Genomic DNA, 17,671 nt, shown 5'->3' on the forward strand with positions numbered 1-17,671 from the left:
GGGCTGGCCGCCCGGGTGGCCCGGCTGGAGGAGCTGCTGGCCGGAGGGATTCCGGCCTCGGCAGTGACCCCAGCGCCTCCGGCGGCCGGTTGGGGAACCGGGGCCGCCGGAGGCGCTGGGGTCACTGCCGAGGCCGGAATCCCTCCGGCCAGCAGCTCCTCCAGCCGGGCCACCCGGGCGGCCAGCCCTGTGGCGGAGTCGTCCAGCCGCTCGTCGCACAGGCGGATGAGGCACAGCTCCGCGTCGGTGCGGCGGCTACTGCTCCGGGCCAGCTCGGGGAGGGTGGACTGGAGCAGCTTTAGAATCTGAAGCAGGCGGGGGGCGGTGAACTGCTCCCCCAGGCTGCGCATGGTGTTTCCGTCGTAGCCGCCGGTGAGGAGGGCGGCCCCGCCCTGGGGGGCGGTCTTCCGCAGCAGCAGATCCCGGGCCAGGGAGGACAACTCCTCCAGCACCGAGGACACGTCCTTGCCGTTCCCGTACAGCCGCCCCAGGGTCTCCAGGGCTCCGGCGGTGTCGTGGGCGGCGATAAGGCCCATGAGCCGGGCGGTCTCCAGATTGCCCGCCAGCCCCAGGGTGTCCAGGATCTCCTGCTCGTCCACCCGCTGGCCTCCTCCGGCGCACTGGTCCAGCAGGGACAGGGCGTCCCGCATGCCGCCGTCGGCCAGCCGGGCCAGAAGGGCGGCCCCCTCCCCCGTCAGGTCGATGCCCTCCTGCCCGGCCACATAACCCAGCCGCTGGGCGATCTGCCCCGGGAGGATGCGCTTGAAGGAGAACTGCTGGCACCGGGACTTGATGGTGGCCGGCACCTTGTGCAGCTCTGTGGTGGCCAGAATGAACATCAGGTGCTCCGGGGGCTCCTCCAGGATTTTCAGCAGGGCGTTGAAGGCGGGGGTGGACAGCATGTGCACCTCGTCCACGATGTACACCCGCTTGCGCACGGCGGCGGGGGTGTACACCGCCTCGTCCCGGAGGGCGCGGACCTGGTCCACGCCGTTGTTGGAGGCGGCGTCCAGCTCCAGCACGTCCAGGATGGACCCGTTCTCAATGCCCAGACAGGCGGGACACTGGTTGCAGGGGTTGCCGTCCACCGGGTTCTGACAGTTCACCGCCCGGGACAGAATCTTGGCGCAGGTGGTCTTGCCGGTGCCCCGGGTGCCGGTAAAGAGGTAGGCGTGGGACAGCCGCCCGGAGGCCACCTGGCGCTTGAGGGTCTCGGTGATGTGGTCCTGCCCCACCACGTCGTCAAAGGTGCGGGGCCGCCATTTGCGGTATAGGGCTTGGTACATGGGGGTCACCTCGAAAGAATTCAAACGGTGTTTGGGATTTGCAGGGGGATTTCGCCGCCTGTTCTTTTTTTAGCCTTCCCCTCGGGGGGAAGGCGGCCCGAAGGGCCGGATGAGGGGGCGATCCCCCCAAAAAGCCTTCCCCCTGGGGGGAAGGTGGCCCGAAGGGCCGGATGAGGGGGCGATCCCCCCCAAAAAGCCTTCCCCCTGGGGGGAAGGTGGCTGGCCGTTAGGCCAGACGGATGAGGGGGCGGTTTAAGGAACAGGCATCGGTAGAAGAACCTCGTAGGGCGGGGGCTGAAGGTGAATTGCCCCGCAGGGGCAAGAGAAGCTGGCCTGGGCTATGCCCCCGCCGCCCTCTTTTATTTCTGCAAAAGTTATAGGGGGATTTCGCCGCCCCGGCGGCGAGTGACTTTTTGGACGCCCAAAAAGTCACCAAAAAAGCGCCAGGGGGCGGGCGCAATCGGCGGTTCGGCAGAGCCTCCCGCCTCCATGCCGCCCGTCCCCTAGAACCCCCGTTACGGAGGCCCAATTAGGCGGGGTTGGCAGTTATCGCAAAGGCGCGGGTGGCTCAGCTGAATGGTTTCTCTCCTATTACCGCTCCCGCTAAGTTGTCGGTAGCCTTTGGGGATTGCTTCTATCGGTGGAAAGCGCGCCTTTTGGGCGGGCGGGCTCAAGTTCGGCTCAGAGGGACGGCGGGCGGGTGAGGGCACCCGCCCCTACGCAGATGCAGGAGCTCTCCCCCCTATTTGTAGGGGCCGGTCCCAGACCGGCCCGCGGGCGGCCACATGGGGCCGCCCCTACGAAATACGGGGAACTCTCCGGTCTTTCCGTAGGGGCCGACGACCTCGGCGGCCTGCGGGCGCACACTGTGCGCCCCTACGGCGGAAAACGGACCGGGAGCGTTGGCTCGCAAACTCAGGCGCAGACCTGGAACCGCACCAGGGGCAAATTTTGCAAACCCAGGGCCCAGTGGCCCGGCGGGAATTGAGGGTGCCACTCAGATTTTGCGCGCCGGAAATTTTGCTTGGACTTGCAGGTATGCGTCCCCCGTAATGGGGTCCGGGGCCGACTCCCCCTGTCAGGGGGAGATGGCCCGAAGGGCCAGAGGGGGTAGGGTGGGCGACTATGAGCACGAAGTGCTCATTCTGAGCCGTCCCCCGGCGATTCTCAAGGTGAATTGCCCCGAAGGGGCAAGAGAAGGTGGCCTGGGCCATTGGTGACTTTCTCATCGCTGAGAAAGTCACTCGCCGCCGCGGCGGCGAAATTTCTGCAAAGAAAAGTATACAAAAAAACTTCGGCGGAGAGCAAGGCCGCACACCGGCCTTTGAAGCGCGCGGTATGTCCGTTACCGGGACAGCCGGCTCAAGGACAGTACCCCCGCGGCACACGCGGCGGGCCGCTTAGTGCTGCTCGGTTCCCCGCCTGACACGGTTCACGGAGCCGCGTTGCGCGGGACCGGCCTATCATCACTGCTTATCCAGGTCAGACGACACATCACACGTCCGGGGGCCGGGATTCATCCCTGCTTTAGCGGGTTGCAGGTACAGGGCACCGCTATCTCCCCAACTAGTGCGGCCTTGCTCTCCGCCGAAGGCGGAACAATCAGACTGGGAATCATTTTACTATAATTCTGCCCGCTTGGCAACTGATTTTTTCGCCGAAAACCGGGGAAGGCTGGACAAGAATGGGGAAACCTTATATAATAGGAGCGCTGCGCGGGGCCAGAACCCGCAGCAGGATTCGGGGCCGCGCCGGGGAAAACGGCGTCCTGCACAGCCTGATGTGTCGAGTGGTGGGCCTTGGATCACAGGAGACGTACCACAAGAGACAAAAGGAGCGAACGCATAAAATGGAAATCAACGGCGAAATTGTCAGTGAAAACGTCCGGTATGCGGACCTGGGGCTGTCCGAGCCCATTATGAAGGCCCTGGAAAAGAAGGGCTATGAGCAGGCCACCCCCGTCCAGGGGGGCGCCATCCCCTATTTTATGGAGTACAAGGATGTGATCGCCAAGGCACCCACGGGGACGGGCAAGACCTTTGCCTTCGGCATCCCCATGGTGGAGCACATCGACCCGGAGTCCAGCGACGTGCTGGCCCTGGTGCTGGCCCCCACTCGGGAGCTGGCCATCCAGATCCGGGATGAGCTGCGGGACCTGTGCGCCTTCAAAGAGGGGGTGCGCACCGTGTGCCTGTACGGCGGCCAGCCCATTGACAAGCAGATCACGCAATTAAAGAAGCGGCCCCAGATCGTGGTGGCCACCCCCGGCCGCCTGATGGACCACGTGAAGCGCCGCACCGTCCGCCTGGACCAGGTGGAGACGGTGGTGCTGGACGAGGCCGACCGGATGCTGGACATGGGCTTCATCCGGGACGTGACCCGCATCCTGGACCTGATGCCCCAGCGGCGGAACCTGGGCCTCTTTTCCGCCACCATTTCCCGGGAAGTGATGGACATCTCCTGGGTGTACCAGCGGGACCCGGTGGAGATCACCGTCCGGGCCGACGAGCAGAATAAGCCGGACATCAGCCAGTACCGCCTGGACGTGGACCGGAACGAGAAGGTGGACGCCATGGTCCGCCTCATGGAGATCGGGGGCTTTGACCGGGTCATCGCCTTCTGCAACACCAAGAACATGACCGACCGGCTCTCCGGCCTGCTGCGGATGCGGGGGGTCACCTGCGAGGCCATCCACGGGGACATCCAGCAGCGGGTGCGGGAGAAGACCCTCCAAAAATTCCGGGAGGGCAAGCTGCGGGTGCTGGCCGCCACCGACGTGGCCGCCCGGGGACTGGACATCGACGACGTGGACGCGGTGTTCAACTACGACGTGCCCGACGAGAATGAGTACTACATCCACCGCATCGGCCGCACCGGCCGGGCCAAGCGCCACGGGGTGGCCTACTCCCTGGTGTCCAACATCACCGAGGGCATCCGCCTGGACGACATTCAGAAGAACACCGGCAACCAGATCCAGAAGATGGTCCTCAACGACCAGGGCGAGCTGGAGCCGGCTCCGGCCAAGGGCTGAGGATTGTTTCCTGAAAAAACTTCCCTCATTCTTTTAACGGTTTTTAATCTGTTTCCCAGGATGTTTTCAATCCTCCCGCCGTATGATAGGGACAACAGCAGAGGGCGCAGGCCCGTGAATTTTGGAATGGAGTGTTTTCGATATGAAAAAGCTGTATAAGACCGAGGGACCCTATAAGATGGTGGCCGGCGTGTGCGGCGGCATCGCGGAGTATTTCGACATCGACCCCACCCTGGTGCGGGTGGCCTGGGTGGTCGCCACAGTGTTCAGCTTCTCGGCGCTGTTCTGGATCTATGTGGTGTGCGCCGTCATCATGCCCCGGAAGAGCGACGTGTACCCCGGATATTAAATGTATGAGGGGCTGGGGGCGGGTCAAGGACCCGCCCCCAGGCTGTCGGAAAAGTCTAAGGACTTTTCCGACAGCCTGCAAAAATGCCGTTACTTTCCCGCCGCTGCGCGGCGCAAAAGTCCTCTCTGCGCTCGCTGAACGCCTTGCCTTGCAAGGTATTCAGGGCATTCGATCCCACTCGAGGCGGGCTGCCGCCCCCTCGAGCTCCCCCGCCAACACTCGGGCGAATTCGTCTGAACAGAGGTTTTTCGACAAGCTGCGGGCGGGTCGAAGCCCCGCCCTGCCTTCTTTCCGGCGCTTTTCTGAGAACAGTTTATAAGGAGGACCGCCATGCTTCAGACCCGTCTTTCCACCCCCGCCGATATTCCCCGCCAGCGAGAGCTGTGGCAGCTGGCCTTCGGGGACGGCGGGGCCTATGTGGACAACTTCTATCACACCTACTATAAGCCGGAGCGGATGCTTATGCTGGAGGAGGACGGGGTGGTCCAGGCCATGACCGCCTGGTTCGACACCACCTTCGCGGTGCCCGGCCGGGGGGAGTATCGGGCGGCATATCTGTACGCCGTGGCCACCCACCCGGAGGCCCGGGGAAGGGGGCTGGCCGGGCGGCTGCTCTCCGACGCGGACGGCTTTTTCCGGAGCTGGGGCATTCCGGCGGTGACCACCGTGCCGGCGGAGCCCTCCCTCCACAATTTCTTTGGGAAAAACGGCTTTCGGGAGTGCTTTACTCTGTTTGAGGGAAAGTTGGAGACGGGCGGGCGTCCCAAATCCTTCCGGAACACCTCCCTGCGTTCCGTCTCCCCGGCGGAGTATGGGGCGGTGCGGGAAAAGATCCTGGCGGACCTTCCCCACATCGCCTATCCGGAGGAGGCCCTGGCCTATCAGGCGGGAGCCTGCGCCCTCACCCCGGGCGGGGGCTTATATGCCCTGGACGCGCCCCACGGCCGGGCCGCTCTGTGTGCCGAGGGGACGGAAAACGGCAAGCTGCTGGTCAAGGAACTCCTGTGCGCTCCGGCGGACCGGGACTGGGTGCTGGAGTGTCTGCCGGGCCTTCTGCCTAACTGGGGCATGACGTACCGCGTGCCCGAAGGCGGCCGGCCTTTTGCCATGCTCAAGTGGCTCGAACCGGAGGTGGGGGCCGCCTGGGATTGGTCCAGCACCGCCTACCTTGGGCTGGCCTTTGACTGAACTCCTGCATTCTGATTGTGGATGGCTGGATTTCCATTTTGGAATCCAGCCGTTTTTTGTTTGTTTCGTCAAAAATCAACTTGGATTTCTGTGAAAAGGAACGAAAGGCTGGGAGCTACCACAGTCGTTTTGTTGTGGTGACACCCACAAAAAATTTGCTTTACTTCCTGGCATTTTATGTTATACTACACATAAGGACGAGCGATAGAGCCTTTTTTGATGTCCTTTAAACTTGGTTTAAAGAGCGGAATGAAAGGATTCTGTCAAAATCTTGGAAAATCGCCACAAAAAATACATTATAGGAGGAATGTCATCATGAACAAGTACATCGAGAGAGTTCTGGCCGAGACCAAGGCGAAGAATGCCAACGAGCCCGAGTTCCTGCAGACCGTTGAGGAGGTCCTCAGCTCTCTGGAGCCCGTGATCGACGCCCATCCCGAGTACGAGAAGGCCGCCCTGCTGGAGCGGATGGTCGAGCCCGAGCGCGTCATCGAGTTCCGCGTGACCTGGGAGGACGACAATCACGTGTGGCATGTCAACCGCGGCTACCGCGTTCAGTACAACGCGGCTCTTGGCCCCTACAAGGGCGGCATCCGCTTTGACCCCTCCGTCAACCTCTCTATCGTGAAGTTCCTGGGCTTCGAGCAGGTCTTCAAGGACGCCATGACCGGCCTGCCCATCGGCGGCGCCAAGGGCGGCTCTGACTTCGATCCTCGCGGCAAGAGCGACGCCGAGGTCATGCGTTTCTGCCAGGCCTTCATCACCGAGCTGTATCGTCACATCGGCCAGGACATCGACTGCCCCGCCGGCGACCTGGGCTGCGGCGGCCGTGAGATCGGCTATATGTATGGTCAGTACCGCCGCATCGTGGGCGCTGCCGAGTTCGGCGCTCTGTCCGGCAAGGCCGTGACCACCGGCGGCTCCATCCTGCGTCCCGAGGCCACCGGCTACGGCGCTGTGTACTATCTGGTCGAGGCTCTGGCCCATGACGGCGAGTCCATCGAGGGCAAGCGCATCGCAATGTCCGGCTACGGCAACGTGGGCTGGGGCATCATGAAGAAGGCCGCTGAGCTGGGCGCCAAGGTCACCTACTTCGCCGGCCCCGACGGCTACATCCACGATCCCGACGGCGTGTGCACCGAGGAGAAGCTGAACTACATCCTGGAGATGCGCGCCAACGATCCTATGCACTGCAAGCCCTATGCTGACAAGTTCGACTGCGAGTTCGTGCCCAACACCAAGTGCTGGGGCGTGAAGGACGTGGACATCTACATGCCCGCCGCCACCCAGAACGACGTCAACATCGAGTGGGCCAAGAAGATTGCCGAGTCCGGTGTCAAGTACTACATCGAGGTCGCCAACATGCCCACCACCAACGACGCTCTGGAGTTCCTGAAGGAGCAGAAGCACATGGTCGTCGCCCCCTCCAAGGCTGTCAACGCCGGCGGCGTGTCCGTGTCCGAGCTGGAGATGGCTCAGAACGCCGAGCGTCTGTACTGGACCGCTGAGGAAGTCGACGCCAAGCTGCAGGGCATCATGAAGAACATCTATCACTCCTCCGTTGAGGTTGCTGAGCGCTATGGTCTGGGCTATGACCTGGTCGCCGGCGCCAACATCGTGGGCTTCCAGAAGGTCGCCGACGCCATGATGGCTCAGGGCATCTTCTAATTCAGCACACAACCATTTCGACACGATTCCTTTCCCCGGGGGTCCTCTCAGTGAGGACCTCCGGGTTTTTCTTGTTTTCCGGTAAAAAAAGCGCCTCCGCCGAAGCGGGGGCGCAAAATGTATGGGGAATCAGGAGGCCTCCTGGGAGGAGGCGGAGCTGGAAGCGCTGGAGCTGGAGGAAGGGGAGCTGCCGGAGGAGGAAGAGCCGGAACTGCTGCTGTCGGCCTCCTGCAGGGCGGCGGCCTCCTCCTCAATGGCGGCGCGCAGGGAGAGGAGCTTCTCGTAGAAAGCAGGGGGGTCCACCTGGGCAAAGGCCTCGGTGGTCTCCACCGGGTTGGCGTCCAGCCAGCCCTGGCGCAGGTCGGTCATCTGCTGGGCGATGTAGCCGCTGCGGAAGTCTGCCGGGTCCAGAGGGAGGCGGAGGATGATGTGGTAGCCGTAGACGCTCTCCACAATACCGCTGACCTCGCCGTCAGACAGGGCCTGGGCGGCCTCCTCAAACGGGGCCACCATCTGTCCGGGAGAAGCCACGTAGCCGTCAGCCCCGTTCAGGGAGCCGTCCGAGGCGGTGTCCTCGCTGTACTGGGCCATCAGCTGGTCAAAGAGGGCCTCCTTGTCGCCGGCGGCCTGGAGCTGGGCCAGCAGGTCCTCGGCCAGGGCCTTTTTCTCGGCCACGGTGGCCTCGTCCAGAGGCGCATACTCCCCGGTGGGGTTGCCGTTCTCGTCGGTGAGGGGGCTGTTGGTGTCCACCGTCTTCAGAAGGATGTGCTTGGCCCGGTAGTACCCCTGGCCCTCAGCAAAGGAGCGCACCTGATCGTCGGTGGGGTAGCCGGAGCTCCCCTCCCCGTACAGCTTCTCCTGAAGCTGGCTGTTCAGGTCGTTCACCTCAAAGAGGGTGGTGTACAGGTCCCGGGTCAGGGCGTTGTACCAGAGGGAGTGGTCCAGCAGCTCGGCGCTGCCGGCCTCGGTCTCCATGGAGGTCATCAGGTTGCTCACCTGCTGGGAGAGGTCTGGGGAGACGGAGATCCCCTCCGCCTGAGCCTGGATGGGGAGCAGGGCGTACAGGGCGGCGTTGTTCAGGGCGGCGTCCAGGATGCCCTGCTCAAAGGTCTGGCCGTTGCCCATATCCAGCTCCCAGACGGTGTCCATGGAGGACGGGTCCTGAATGGAACTGTCCACCAGATAGGCCATCCAGTACAGCAGGCTTCCGGCGGTGATGTCCGCGCCTCCGGCGCGGGCCACCACTGTGTCGCCGGACAGGCCGGCGGTGGTCAGGTAGGGGTCGGTGACTGAGGCCAGGTCGATGGGCTCCTCCCCCTGGGAGGAGGACGAGGAGGCGCCGTTCTGGCAGCCGCTCAGGGCGGTCAGGGTCAGAGCAAGAGACAGGGAGAGGGCTCCCAGCCGTTTCAGATGGGTCATAAGCAGTCGGATTCCTTTCTATTTTAAAAGGTAATGGACCCGGAACAGGGGCCGCTTTTGGGTATCATAGCACAAAGATGCGGCGGGAGCAAGGGGAAAGGAGGCCGCTTGCCGCCCCCTCTCCCCCATCTCAGGCGGGGGCGGTCTTTTTCCACAGAACGGCGGGGCGAATCCGGCGGGAAATTTGCCAAAAAAATTTGAAAAAGTCCTTGACACACACGGGGGTGTTGATGTATGATACCAAAGTCCCTGTAAGGGGCGATGCGATGATGCGGGAGATTGCTCAGCAATGAGGGAACTTCCGCGGAGTATGTCCGAGCTAGAATCGGGCGGCTGAAGGACCTGGGCACGGCGTATATCGCTGTGGTTGGGTGGAACCGGCCTGCTTGCTGCGCCGGTTTCTTTCATGTCACGGAGTGATACGCACGAGAACGTGGACAGGAACTTCACCGTACGAAGCATGAAGGACAAAGAAATTCACTTCGTATGTATTAAGGAGGAAACAACCCATGGCAGCTCAGAAAGAAATGATCCGCATCCGCCTGAAGGCCTATGACCACCAGCTCATCGACCAGAGCGCGGAGAAGATCGTGGAGACCGCCAAGCGCACCGGCGCTTCCGTCTCCGGCCCCATCCCCCTGCCCACCAAGAAGGAAGTCGTCACCATCCTGCGCGCCGTCCACAAGTACAAGGACAGCCGCGAGCAGTTCGAGCGCCGCACCCACAAGCGGCTGATCGACGTCATCAAGCCCTCCCCCAAGACCGTGGAGGCCCTGATGAGCCTGGAGCTTCCCGCCGGCGTGGAGATCGAGATCAAGCTGTAATTCAGCCGGTCTCAAGCACAACTTTGTTGTACCCGCAGTCCATCGCGTCATAGAGATGGACGGGTCAAGTCGCGAGAGCAATGCCAGCCCATTGGGCAACTCTCCCGACCAATAACCTTTATAGGAGGAAATCCAACATGGAGAAAGCGATCATCGGCAAAAAGATCGGCATGACCCAGGTCTTCGATGAGGCTGGCCGCGTGGTCCCTGTGACCGTGATCCAGGCCGGGCCCTGCACCGTGGTGCAGAAGAAGACCGCCGAGAAGGATGGCTATGAGGCCATTCAGCTGGGTTATGAGACGGTTGCTGAGCGCAAGCTCACCAAGCCCGAGGTCGGCCACCAGAAGAAGGCCGGCATGACCGAGTTCAAGAAGGTTCTGAAGGAGTTCCGTCTGGACGACTGCTCCAAGTACGAGGTGGGCGACGAGCTCACCGCCGAGGTCTTCGCCGCCGGCGACCGTGTGGACGTGACCGGCATCAGCAAGGGCCACGGCTACGAGGGCGTTGTTAAGCGCCACGGCGCCGCTGTCAAGCGCAACACCCACGGCGGCGGCCCTGTGCACCGCAACATCGGCTCTCTGGGCGCCACCAGCCACATGTCCAAGATCATCAAGGGCACCATCGGCGCCGGCCAGATGGGCAACGAGCAGGTCACCGTCATGAACCTGGACGTGGTCCAGGTGGACACCGAGCTGGGCATCATCGCCGTGCGCGGCGCCATCCCCGGCCCCAAGGGCGGCGTGGTGTTCCTGCGCAACAGCGTGAAGAAGTTCTTCGAGCCCAAGGGCGCCGCCGGCGTCAGCGTCAACCCGCAGAAGGCTTCCGGCCGCAACCCGCAGAAGGCTTCCGCCCGCAACAAGTAAGGAAAGGAGAGTGTAAATCATGGCTAAAGCAAATGTGTTTAACATGGCCGGCCAGCAGGTCGGCGAGATCGAGCTCTCCGATGCGGTGTTCGGCATCGAGCCCAACACGGCTGTGGTCCACGAGGTGGTCAAGAACCACCTGGCCAACTGCCGTCAGGGCACCCAGAGCGCTCTGACCCGCGCCGAGGTCTCCGGCGGCGGCAAGAAGCCCTGGCGCCAGAAGGGCACCGGCCACGCCCGTCAGGGTTCCACCCGGGCTCCCCAGTGGACCCACGGCGGCATCGTGTTTGCCCCCAAGCCCCGCACCTACCGCTACACCCTCAACAAGAAGGTGAAGCGTCTGGCTCTGAAGTCCGCCCTGTCCGCCAAGGCCGCCTCCGGCGACATCCTGGTGGTGGACGGCCTGAAGCTGGACGAGGTGAAGACCAAGGCCATGAAGGGCTTCCTGGACAGCATCCAGGCCGGCAAGTCCGTGGTCATCACCCCTGAGGTGGAGAAGAATGTGGTCCTGTCCGCCCGGAACATCCCCGGCGTCATCACCACCACCGCCAAGGTCCTGAGCGTTTACGACATCGTCAACGCCAACCGCCTGGTGGTCGATAAGGCCGCCCTGGCTATCATTGAGGAGGTGTTCGCATAATGACCGCTTATGATATCATCAAGCGCCCCATCATCACCGAGCAGTCCATGGCGGACGCCGAGATGAAGCGCTACACCTTCGAGGTGGCCAAGACCGCCAACAAGATCGAGATCGCCAAGGCGGTCGAGGAGATCTTCGGCGTGAAGGTCGCCAAGGTGAACACCCTGAACATGCAGGGCAAAATGAAGCGCATGGGCTACCGGCCCGCCGGCCGCCGGCCCAGCTGGAAGAAGGCCATGGTCACCCTGACCGCCGATTCCAAGACCATCGAGTTCTTCGAAGGCATGGTGTAAGGAGGAGATTGAGAAATGGCTATCAAGACTTATAAGCCCACAACGCCCTCCCGCCGCCACATGACTGTGTCCGCCTTCGAGGGCATCGACAAGAAGGCCAAGCCCGAGCGCGCCCTCACCGAGGTGCTGAAGAAGCACGCGGGCCGCAACAGCTACGGCCGCATCACCGTCCGCCACCACGGCGGCGGCAACAAGCAGAAGTACCGCATCATCGACTTCAAGCGGGACAAAGAGGGGAAGGCCACTGTGGTCAACCTGCAGTACGACCCCAACCGCTCCGCCAACATCGCTCTGATCGAGTATGAGGACGGCGAGCGCCGCTATATCCTGGCCCCCAACGGCCTGAAGGCCGGCCACATCATCATGACCGGCGCCGACGCCGACATCCTGCCCGGCAACTGCCTGCCCATCGCCAACATCCCCGTGGGCGAGATGATCCACAACATCGAGCTCTACCCCGGCAAGGGCGCTCAGCTGGTCCGCGCCGCCGGCGTGGCCGCTCAGCTGATGGCCAAGGAGAACGGCATGGCTCAGGTCCGCCTCCCCTCCGGCGAGGTGCGCTATATCCGCGAGAACTGCAAGGCCACCATCGGCCAGGTGGGCAACACCGACCACGCCAACATCCAGATCGGTAAGGCCGGCCGGAAGCGCCACATGGGCTGGCGGCCCACCGTCCGCGGCTCCGTCATGAACCCCAACGACCACCCCCACGGCGGCGGCGAGGGCAAGAGCCCTGTCGGCCGTCCCGGCCCGGTCACTCCCTGGGGCAAGCCCGCTCTGGGTTACAAGACCCGCAAGACCAAGAACCGCACCGATAAGTTCATCGTGAAGCGCCGCAACGCCAAGTAAGGAGGGAGTAAAAGATGAGCAGAAGTATCAAGAAAGGCCCCTTTTGCGCCCCCGAGCTGCTGAAGCGGGTCGATGAAATGAATCAGACCGGCGACAAGAAGGTGCTGAAGACCTGGAGCCGCGCCTCCACCATCTTCCCCTCCTTCGTGGGTCACACCTTCGCCGTCCACGACGGCCGCAAGCACGTGCCCGTCTATGTGACCGAGGATATGGTCGGCCACAAGCTGGGCGAGTTCGTTCCCACCCGCACCTTCAAGGGTCACGCGGGTTCCAAGACCGGTAAGTAAGGAGGAGAGAGAGCAATGGAAGCTGTTGCAAACCTGAGATATCTGCGGATCTCTCCCCGTAAGGTGAAGATCGTCCTGGACCTGATCCGCGGCAAGGACGTGGCCACCGCCACCGCGATTTTGCTGAACACCCCCAAGGCCGCCTCTGAGCCTGTGCTCAAGCTGCTGAAGAGCGCTGCGGCCAATGCGGAGAACAACCACCAGATGGACCCTGAGAAGCTGTATGTGTCCGCCTGCTATGCCAACCCCGGCCCCATCATCAAGCGCATCATGCCCCGGGCCCAGGGCCGGGCGTACCGCATCAACAAGCGCACCTCTCACGTCACCATCGCCGTGAGCGAGCGCTAAGGGAGGAGGAACAATATGGGACAGAAAGTCAATCCCCACGGCCTTCGCGTGGGCGTCATCAAGGATTGGGACTCCCGCTGGTACGCGAAGAACGAGCTGGTCGGCGACCTGCTGGTGGAGGACAAGAAGATCCGTGACTACCTGAAGAAGACTCTGTACGGCGCCGGCATCCCCAAGATCGAGATCGAGCGGGACAACGCCAAGGTCCGTATTTACCTGCACTGCGCCCGCCCCGGCGTCGTCATCGGCAAGGGCGGCGAGGAGATCAAGGCCCTGGAGGCCAAGCTGGTCAAGATGATCGGCAAGCCCGTGGACCTGAAGATCGTGGAAGTGCGCAACTCCGACATGGACGCTCAGCTGGTGGCCGAGAACATCGCCCAGCAGCTGGAGAAGCGTATCGGCTTCCGCCGCGCCATGAAGAACGCCATGGGCCGCGCCATGCGCGCCGGCGCTCTGGGCATCAAGACCAGCGTTTCCGGCCGTCTGGGCGGCGCTGAGATCGCCCGCACCGAGCACTACCACGACGGCACCATCCCCCTGCAGACCCTGCGCGCCGACATCGACTACGGCTTCGCTGAGGCTGCCACCACCTACGGCCGCATCGGCGTGAAGGTGTGGATCTACAAGGGCGAGGTGCTGACGCAGGCCCTGCGCACCACCCCCCGCACCCTGGATACCAGCAAGCCCTATCAGGAGCGCCGTGAGCGCCGCGACCGCCGCAACGGCGACCGCCGGGGCGGCTTCCGCCGGGACGGGGAGCGCCGCAACAACTTTAACCGTGATAACAACCGTGGCCCCCGCCCCGCCGGTCAGGCCAACACTCCTAAGGAAGGAGGCGCTCAGTAATGCTGCTGCCTAAGCGCGTGAAATACCGCCGCGTCCACCGCGGCCGCATGAAGGGCAAGGCCACCCGCGGCAATACCGTCACTTACGGTGAGTTCGGCCTGGTGGCCACTGAGCCCAGCTGGATCACCAGCAACCAGATCGAGGCCGCCCGTATCGCCATGACCCGTTACACCAAGCGTGGCGGTAAGGTTTGGATCAAGATCTTCCCCGATAAGCCCGTCACCGAGAAGCCGGCCGAGACCCGCATGGGTTCCGGTAAGGGCTCCCCCGAGTACTGGGTGGCCGTGGTCAAGCCCGGCCGCGTGATGTTCGAGATCGCCGGCGTCTCCGAGGAGGTCGCCCGCGAGGCTCTGCGCCTGGCCAGCCACAAGCTGCCTGTCAAGTGCAAGATCGTGAAGCGTGAAGAGACCGAGAAGGGTGGTGAAGCGTAATGAAGGCCAATGAGATCCGCAAGCTCTCCGGCGCGGAGCTGGAGACCAAGCTGATGGACCTGAAGAAGGACCTGTTCAACCTGCGCCTTCAGCACGCCACCAATCAGCTGGACAACCCCATCCGCATCGCGGAGGTTAAGAAGGACATCGCCCGGGTCAAGACCATCATCCGCGAGCAGCAGCTCGCCGGCCGCTAAGAGGAGGAGATAGAAGATGGAAAACAGAACTTCTTCCCGTAAGACCAGAGTCGGCCTGGTGGTTTCGGACAAGATGGACAAGACCGTGGTGGTCGCCGTCGCCGACCGTGTGGCCCACCCTCTGTATAAGAAGATCGTCAAGAGAACCTACAAGCTGAAGGCTCACGACGAGAACAACCAGTGCGGCGTGGGTGACCGCGTCCGCGTGATGGAGACCCGCCCCCTGTCCAAGGACAAGCGGTGGCGCGTGGTCGAAATCATCGAGAAGGCGAAGTAAGGAGGTGCCGGCATGATTCAGGAAGAAAGCTATCTGAAGGTCGCCGATAACACCGGCGCCAAGGAGATCAAGACCATCCGTGTGCTGGGCGGTTCCAAGCGCAAGTTCGGCAACATCGGAGACGTGATTGTGGCCTCCGTTCGGAAGGCCCAGCCCGGCGGAACCGTGAAGAAGGGCGAGGTGGTCAAGGCCGTTATCGTCCGCACCTCCCGGGGTGTGCGCCGCGCCGACGGCTCCTACGTCCGCTTCGACGACAACGCCGCCGTCCTCATCCGTGAGGACAAGAACCCCCGCGGCACCCGTATCTTTGGCCCCGTGGCCCGCGAGCTGCGCGACAAGGACTATATGAAGATCCTGTCCCTGGCTCCCGAAGTGCTGTAAGGGAGGGTAACGAAGCATGAAGAAAATGAGCATCAAGAAGGACGACCTGGTGGTCGTGCTGTCCGGCAAGGACAAGGGCAAGCAGGGCAAGGTCCTGGAGGTCCAGCCCAAGAGCGGCAAGGTGGTCGTGGAGAACATCAACGTGGTCTCCCGCCACACCAAGCCCCGCAAGCAGGGCGACCAGGGCGGCATCCTGAAGAAGGAGGCCCCCCTCTACGCCTGCAAGGTGCAGAAGGTCTGCCCCAAGTGCAACAAGCCCACCCGCATCGGCCACAAGGTCGAGGGCGACAAGAAGGTCCGCATCTGCAAGAAGTGCGGCGCCGAGATCTGAGAGAGGAGGAGTGAATCGAAATGGCTAATACGCCCAACCTGAAGAAGCTGTATCAGGACGAGGTCGCTCCTGCTCTGATGCAGAAGTTCGGCTATAAGTCCACCATGCAGATCCCCCGTCTGGAGAAGATCGTGGTCAACGTGGGCTGCAGCGAGGCCCGGGAGAACGCCAAGGTGCTGGACGCCGTGGTGAACGACCTGACCACCATCACCGGCCAGAAGGCCGTCATCACCAAGGCCAAGAAGTCCGTGGCCAACTTCAAGCTCCGTGAGGGCATGCCCATCGGAGCCAAGGTCACCCTGCGCGGCAACAAGATGTGGGAGTTCCTGGACCGTCTGTTCAACGTGGCTCTGCCCCGTGTCCGTGACTTCCGGGGCATCTCCGCCGACTCCTTCGACGGCCGCGGCAACTACGCCCTGGGCGTCAAGGAGCAGCTGATCTTCCCCGAGATCGAGTACGACAAGATCGACAAGATCCGCGGCATGGACATCGTGGTCTGCACCACCGCCCAGACTGACGAAGAGGCCCGTGAGCTGCTCAAGCTCGTGGGCGCGCCCTTCGCCACCCGCTAAGGAGGAGGATGAACAATGGCTAAGAAGTCTATGATTCTCAAGCAGCAGAAGGAGCCCAAGTTCTCCTCCCGCCGCTACAACCGCTGCAAGCTGTGCGGCCGTCCCCACGCTTACCTGCGGGACTACGGCATCTGCCGTATCTGCTTCCGGGAGCTGGCTTACAAGGGCCAGATCCCCGGTGTGAAGAAAGCTTCCTGGTAATTCTGAATACTCAGACCGCCAGGCCAATAACGTCTTGGAAGGAACCGGCTGTGTCTGCACAACCGGTTCCTTCTGGACAAAAGCGAACCACGCACCCGGGCGTGCGAGGCTAAAAAGCCTTGCAATCCGGACATAAATGAGGTATAATCAGGTGCTTGCGCGCCGAGAGGTCTTTTTTAGGGACACACCCGGCGCCGTGGGCGAGGCGAAACCCGGGATCGCAGGGGCCGCGGAAGGGCTCCGGGCGACTGCCGGGGATTTGCGCTGTTTCATTCCTTTTGGTCAAACCCGCCTCGGGACGGCGGTTTTGATAAATAGTGCCAAAGGCACGAAGGCGGTCAACAGGTCGAAGGGTCTACCTGCCCTGCGATACCTTGCCGCCTGTACCGGCTCACCCAACGGCCGGTAATCGAATAGGAGGTAAAGACTCATGCATATCACGGATCCCATTGCGGATATGCTCACCCGCATCCGCAACGCGAACAACGCCAAGCATGACACCGTGGACGTCCCCGCGTCCAACATGAAGAAGTCCATCGCGCAGATCCTGCTGGATGAAGGCTATATCAAGAACTTCCAGCTGATCGACGACGGGACTCAGGGCGTTATCCGCATCACCCTGAAGTATGGCGCCGGCAAGGAGAAGGTCATCTCCGGTCTGCGCCGCGTGTCCAAGCCCGGCCTGCGCGTGTATGCCGGCGCGGACGAGCTGCCCAAGGTTTTACGCGGCCTGGGTATCGCCATCGTATCCACGTCCAAGGGCGTCATGACCGACAAGAAGGCCCGTCAGGCCCATGTCGGCGGCGAAGTCCTGGCATTTGTCTGGTAAGGAGGGTTATAGGAATGTCTAGAATTGGTAGAGCTCCTATCGCCGTCCCCGCCGGCGTGGAGGTTAAGATCGAGGCGGAGAACGTGGTCACCGTGAAGGGCCCCAAGGGCACTCTGACCCGTCAGTTCCACCCCAACATGAAGATCGAGCAGGAGGGTGAGGTCATCCACGTCACCCGTCCCAACGACGCCAAGGAGAACCGCGCTCTGCACGGCCTGACCCGGACCCTGATCCACAACATGGTGGTGGGCGTCACCGAGGGCTATAAGAAGGAGCTGGACGTGAACGGCGTCGGCTACCGTGTGGCCAAGGAGGGCAACAAGCTGGTCATGAACCTGGGCTTCTCCCATCAGGTTACCATGGAGGAGATCCCCGGCATCACCATCGAGGTTCCCGGCCCCAACAAGATCGTCATTCACGGCTGCGACAAGCAGCAGGTGGGCCAGTTTGCCGCCGAAGTGAGAGAGAAGCGTCCGCCTGAGCCTTATAAGGGCAAGGGCATCAAGTATACCGACGAGGTCATCCGCCGCAAGGCTGGTAAGACCGGCGCCAAGAAGTAAG

23 protein-coding genes and 1 other RNA gene are annotated in these 17,671 nt (G+C 62.6%); 21 read left to right on the top strand and 3 right to left on the bottom strand.

The features are described from left to right. Both dnaX and ffs read right to left on the bottom strand, forming a co-directional pair. Positions 1-1,286 (bottom strand): DNA polymerase III subunit gamma/tau (dnaX, locus tag B5F19_RS12235; protein WP_140394229.1); only part of this gene is annotated, 1,286 nt, incomplete at its 3' end. A 1,310-nt stretch (positions 1,287-2,596) separates the two neighbouring features. Further along, positions 2,597-2,861: signal recognition particle sRNA large type (ffs, locus tag B5F19_RS12240), an RNA gene on the bottom strand. A 274-nt stretch (positions 2,862-3,135) separates the two neighbouring features. Here ffs and B5F19_RS12245 point away from each other — a divergent pair. From B5F19_RS12245 to gdhA, 4 genes are all read left to right on the top strand, one after another. After that, a complete protein-coding gene (locus tag B5F19_RS12245) occupies positions 3,136-4,317 on the top strand; it encodes a DEAD/DEAH box helicase (RefSeq protein ID WP_087290866.1) in 1,182 nt (393 codons plus the stop codon). 142 nt (positions 4,318-4,459) lie between these two features. Further along, the gene (locus tag B5F19_RS12250; RefSeq protein WP_087290868.1) at positions 4,460-4,666 is read left to right on the top strand and encodes a PspC domain-containing protein; all 207 of its coding nucleotides are present in this window, start codon (positions 4,460-4,462) and stop codon (positions 4,664-4,666) included. 330 nt (positions 4,667-4,996) lie between these two features. Next, complete coding sequence (locus tag B5F19_RS12255; RefSeq protein WP_087290870.1) at positions 4,997-5,854, top strand: GNAT family N-acetyltransferase; 858 nt, start codon at positions 4,997-4,999, stop codon at positions 5,852-5,854. A gap of 315 nt (positions 5,855-6,169) precedes the next feature. Next, positions 6,170-7,522 carry an NADP-specific glutamate dehydrogenase gene (gdhA, locus tag B5F19_RS12260; protein WP_087290872.1) on the top strand — a complete coding sequence of 451 codons (1,353 nt, stop codon included), beginning with the start codon at positions 6,170-6,172 and terminating at the stop codon, positions 7,520-7,522. Positions 7,523-7,651: 129 nt separating this feature from the next. Here gdhA and B5F19_RS12265 read toward each other — a convergent pair whose 3' ends face one another. Beyond that, positions 7,652-8,941: a peptidylprolyl isomerase gene (locus tag B5F19_RS12265; protein ID WP_087290874.1), complete on the bottom strand. Its 1,290-nt coding sequence runs from the start codon at positions 8,939-8,941 to the stop codon at positions 7,652-7,654. 509 nt (positions 8,942-9,450) lie between these two features. Between B5F19_RS12265 and rpsJ the strand changes: the two genes are divergently transcribed. The 17 genes from rpsJ (at position 9,451) to rplF (ending at position 17,670) form a co-directional block, all read left to right on the top strand. Then, complete coding sequence (gene rpsJ / locus B5F19_RS12270; RefSeq protein ID WP_087290875.1) at positions 9,451-9,765, top strand: 30S ribosomal protein S10; 315 nt, start codon at positions 9,451-9,453, stop codon at positions 9,763-9,765. A gap of 137 nt (positions 9,766-9,902) precedes the next feature. Continuing rightward, positions 9,903-10,628 (top strand): 50S ribosomal protein L3, encoded by a 726-nt coding sequence (gene rplC / locus B5F19_RS12275; protein WP_087290877.1) that lies wholly within the window; start codon positions 9,903-9,905, stop codon positions 10,626-10,628. Between the two features lie 19 nt (positions 10,629-10,647). Continuing rightward, positions 10,648-11,268, top strand: a complete 621-nt coding sequence (gene rplD / locus B5F19_RS12280; RefSeq protein ID WP_087290879.1) for a 50S ribosomal protein L4 — start codon at positions 10,648-10,650, stop codon at positions 11,266-11,268. Continuing rightward, a complete protein-coding gene (gene rplW, locus B5F19_RS12285) occupies positions 11,268-11,561 on the top strand; it encodes a 50S ribosomal protein L23 (protein WP_087290881.1) in 294 nt (97 codons plus the stop codon). Before rplD ends, rplW begins: the two co-directional genes overlap by 1 nt. A 15-nt stretch (positions 11,562-11,576) precedes the next feature. Beyond that, positions 11,577-12,410, top strand: coding sequence for a 50S ribosomal protein L2 (rplB, locus tag B5F19_RS12290; protein ID WP_087290883.1), 834 nt, complete (start codon positions 11,577-11,579; stop codon positions 12,408-12,410). Positions 12,411-12,424: 14 nt separating this feature from the next. Next, on the top strand, positions 12,425-12,697 hold the full coding sequence (rpsS, locus tag B5F19_RS12295; protein WP_087290885.1) for a 30S ribosomal protein S19: 273 nt from the start codon (positions 12,425-12,427) through the stop codon (positions 12,695-12,697). Positions 12,698-12,712: 15 nt separating this feature from the next. Further along, positions 12,713-13,045 (top strand): 50S ribosomal protein L22, encoded by a 333-nt coding sequence (rplV, locus tag B5F19_RS12300; RefSeq protein ID WP_087290887.1) that lies wholly within the window; start codon positions 12,713-12,715, stop codon positions 13,043-13,045. Positions 13,046-13,060: 15 nt separating this feature from the next. Continuing rightward, entirely contained in the window at positions 13,061-13,891 is an 831-nt protein-coding gene (gene rpsC / locus B5F19_RS12305) for a 30S ribosomal protein S3 (protein WP_087290889.1), read from the top strand. After that, positions 13,891-14,322: a 50S ribosomal protein L16 gene (gene rplP, locus B5F19_RS12310; RefSeq protein WP_087290891.1), complete on the top strand. Its 432-nt coding sequence runs from the start codon at positions 13,891-13,893 to the stop codon at positions 14,320-14,322. Before rpsC ends, rplP begins: the two co-directional genes overlap by 1 nt. Further along, positions 14,322-14,519 carry a 50S ribosomal protein L29 gene (gene rpmC / locus B5F19_RS12315; protein WP_087290893.1) on the top strand — a complete coding sequence of 66 codons (198 nt, stop codon included), beginning with the start codon at positions 14,322-14,324 and terminating at the stop codon, positions 14,517-14,519. The genes rplP and rpmC overlap by 1 nt, the downstream gene beginning before the upstream one ends. 16 nt (positions 14,520-14,535) lie before the next feature. Further along, entirely contained in the window at positions 14,536-14,796 is a 261-nt protein-coding gene (gene rpsQ / locus B5F19_RS12320; RefSeq protein WP_087290895.1) for a 30S ribosomal protein S17, read from the top strand. Between the two features lie 12 nt (positions 14,797-14,808). After that, positions 14,809-15,177, top strand: coding sequence for a 50S ribosomal protein L14 (gene rplN / locus B5F19_RS12325; protein WP_087290897.1), 369 nt, complete (start codon positions 14,809-14,811; stop codon positions 15,175-15,177). Between the two features lie 16 nt (positions 15,178-15,193). Further along, positions 15,194-15,508: a 50S ribosomal protein L24 gene (gene rplX / locus B5F19_RS12330; RefSeq protein ID WP_087290899.1), complete on the top strand. Its 315-nt coding sequence runs from the start codon at positions 15,194-15,196 to the stop codon at positions 15,506-15,508. Between the two features lie 20 nt (positions 15,509-15,528). After that, positions 15,529-16,080, top strand: coding sequence for a 50S ribosomal protein L5 (rplE, locus tag B5F19_RS12335; protein WP_087290901.1), 552 nt, complete (start codon positions 15,529-15,531; stop codon positions 16,078-16,080). Between the two features lie 15 nt (positions 16,081-16,095). Continuing rightward, on the top strand, positions 16,096-16,281 hold the full coding sequence (locus B5F19_RS12340) for a type Z 30S ribosomal protein S14 (protein ID WP_087290903.1): 186 nt from the start codon (positions 16,096-16,098) through the stop codon (positions 16,279-16,281). Between the two features lie 430 nt (positions 16,282-16,711). Beyond that, positions 16,712-17,110, top strand: coding sequence for a 30S ribosomal protein S8 (rpsH, locus tag B5F19_RS12350; protein WP_087290906.1), 399 nt, complete (start codon positions 16,712-16,714; stop codon positions 17,108-17,110). A 14-nt stretch (positions 17,111-17,124) separates the two neighbouring features. After that, positions 17,125-17,670: a 50S ribosomal protein L6 gene (rplF, locus tag B5F19_RS12355; protein WP_087290908.1), complete on the top strand. Its 546-nt coding sequence runs from the start codon at positions 17,125-17,127 to the stop codon at positions 17,668-17,670. Position 17,671 lies beyond the last annotated feature (1 nt).

The organism is Pseudoflavonifractor sp. An184 (assembly GCF_002160305.1).
In the GTDB taxonomy this organism is placed as follows: domain Bacteria; phylum Bacillota; class Clostridia; order Oscillospirales; family Oscillospiraceae; genus Lawsonibacter; species Lawsonibacter pullicola.

Excerpts from the sequence above, each read along its gene's own strand:
- B5F19_RS12245 (WP_087290866.1), top strand. The coding sequence starts at position 3,136 with ATGGAAATCAACGGCGAAATTGTCAGTGAAAACGTCCGGTATGCGGAC.
- B5F19_RS12250 (WP_087290868.1), top strand. The coding sequence starts at position 4,460 with ATGAAAAAGCTGTATAAGACCGAGGGACCCTATAAGATGGTGGCCGGC.
- B5F19_RS12255 (WP_087290870.1), top strand. The coding sequence starts at position 4,997 with ATGCTTCAGACCCGTCTTTCCACCCCCGCCGATATTCCCCGCCAGCGA.
- gdhA (WP_087290872.1), top strand. The coding sequence starts at position 6,170 with ATGAACAAGTACATCGAGAGAGTTCTGGCCGAGACCAAGGCGAAGAAT.
- B5F19_RS12265 (WP_087290874.1), bottom strand. The coding sequence starts at position 8,941 with ATGACCCATCTGAAACGGCTGGGAGCCCTCTCCCTGTCTCTTGCTCTG.
- rpsJ (WP_087290875.1), top strand. The coding sequence starts at position 9,451 with ATGGCAGCTCAGAAAGAAATGATCCGCATCCGCCTGAAGGCCTATGAC.
- rplC (WP_087290877.1), top strand. The coding sequence starts at position 9,903 with ATGGAGAAAGCGATCATCGGCAAAAAGATCGGCATGACCCAGGTCTTC.
- rplD (WP_087290879.1), top strand. The coding sequence starts at position 10,648 with ATGGCTAAAGCAAATGTGTTTAACATGGCCGGCCAGCAGGTCGGCGAG.
- rplW (WP_087290881.1), top strand. The coding sequence starts at position 11,268 with ATGACCGCTTATGATATCATCAAGCGCCCCATCATCACCGAGCAGTCC.
- rplB (WP_087290883.1), top strand. The coding sequence starts at position 11,577 with ATGGCTATCAAGACTTATAAGCCCACAACGCCCTCCCGCCGCCACATG.
- rpsS (WP_087290885.1), top strand. The coding sequence starts at position 12,425 with ATGAGCAGAAGTATCAAGAAAGGCCCCTTTTGCGCCCCCGAGCTGCTG.
- rplV (WP_087290887.1), top strand. The coding sequence starts at position 12,713 with ATGGAAGCTGTTGCAAACCTGAGATATCTGCGGATCTCTCCCCGTAAG.
- rpsC (WP_087290889.1), top strand. The coding sequence starts at position 13,061 with ATGGGACAGAAAGTCAATCCCCACGGCCTTCGCGTGGGCGTCATCAAG.
- rplP (WP_087290891.1), top strand. The coding sequence starts at position 13,891 with ATGCTGCTGCCTAAGCGCGTGAAATACCGCCGCGTCCACCGCGGCCGC.
- rpmC (WP_087290893.1), top strand. The coding sequence starts at position 14,322 with ATGAAGGCCAATGAGATCCGCAAGCTCTCCGGCGCGGAGCTGGAGACC.
- rpsQ (WP_087290895.1), top strand. The coding sequence starts at position 14,536 with ATGGAAAACAGAACTTCTTCCCGTAAGACCAGAGTCGGCCTGGTGGTT.
- rplN (WP_087290897.1), top strand. The coding sequence starts at position 14,809 with ATGATTCAGGAAGAAAGCTATCTGAAGGTCGCCGATAACACCGGCGCC.
- rplX (WP_087290899.1), top strand. The coding sequence starts at position 15,194 with ATGAAGAAAATGAGCATCAAGAAGGACGACCTGGTGGTCGTGCTGTCC.
- rplE (WP_087290901.1), top strand. The coding sequence starts at position 15,529 with ATGGCTAATACGCCCAACCTGAAGAAGCTGTATCAGGACGAGGTCGCT.
- B5F19_RS12340 (WP_087290903.1), top strand. The coding sequence starts at position 16,096 with ATGGCTAAGAAGTCTATGATTCTCAAGCAGCAGAAGGAGCCCAAGTTC.
- rpsH (WP_087290906.1), top strand. The coding sequence starts at position 16,712 with ATGCATATCACGGATCCCATTGCGGATATGCTCACCCGCATCCGCAAC.
- rplF (WP_087290908.1), top strand. The coding sequence starts at position 17,125 with ATGTCTAGAATTGGTAGAGCTCCTATCGCCGTCCCCGCCGGCGTGGAG.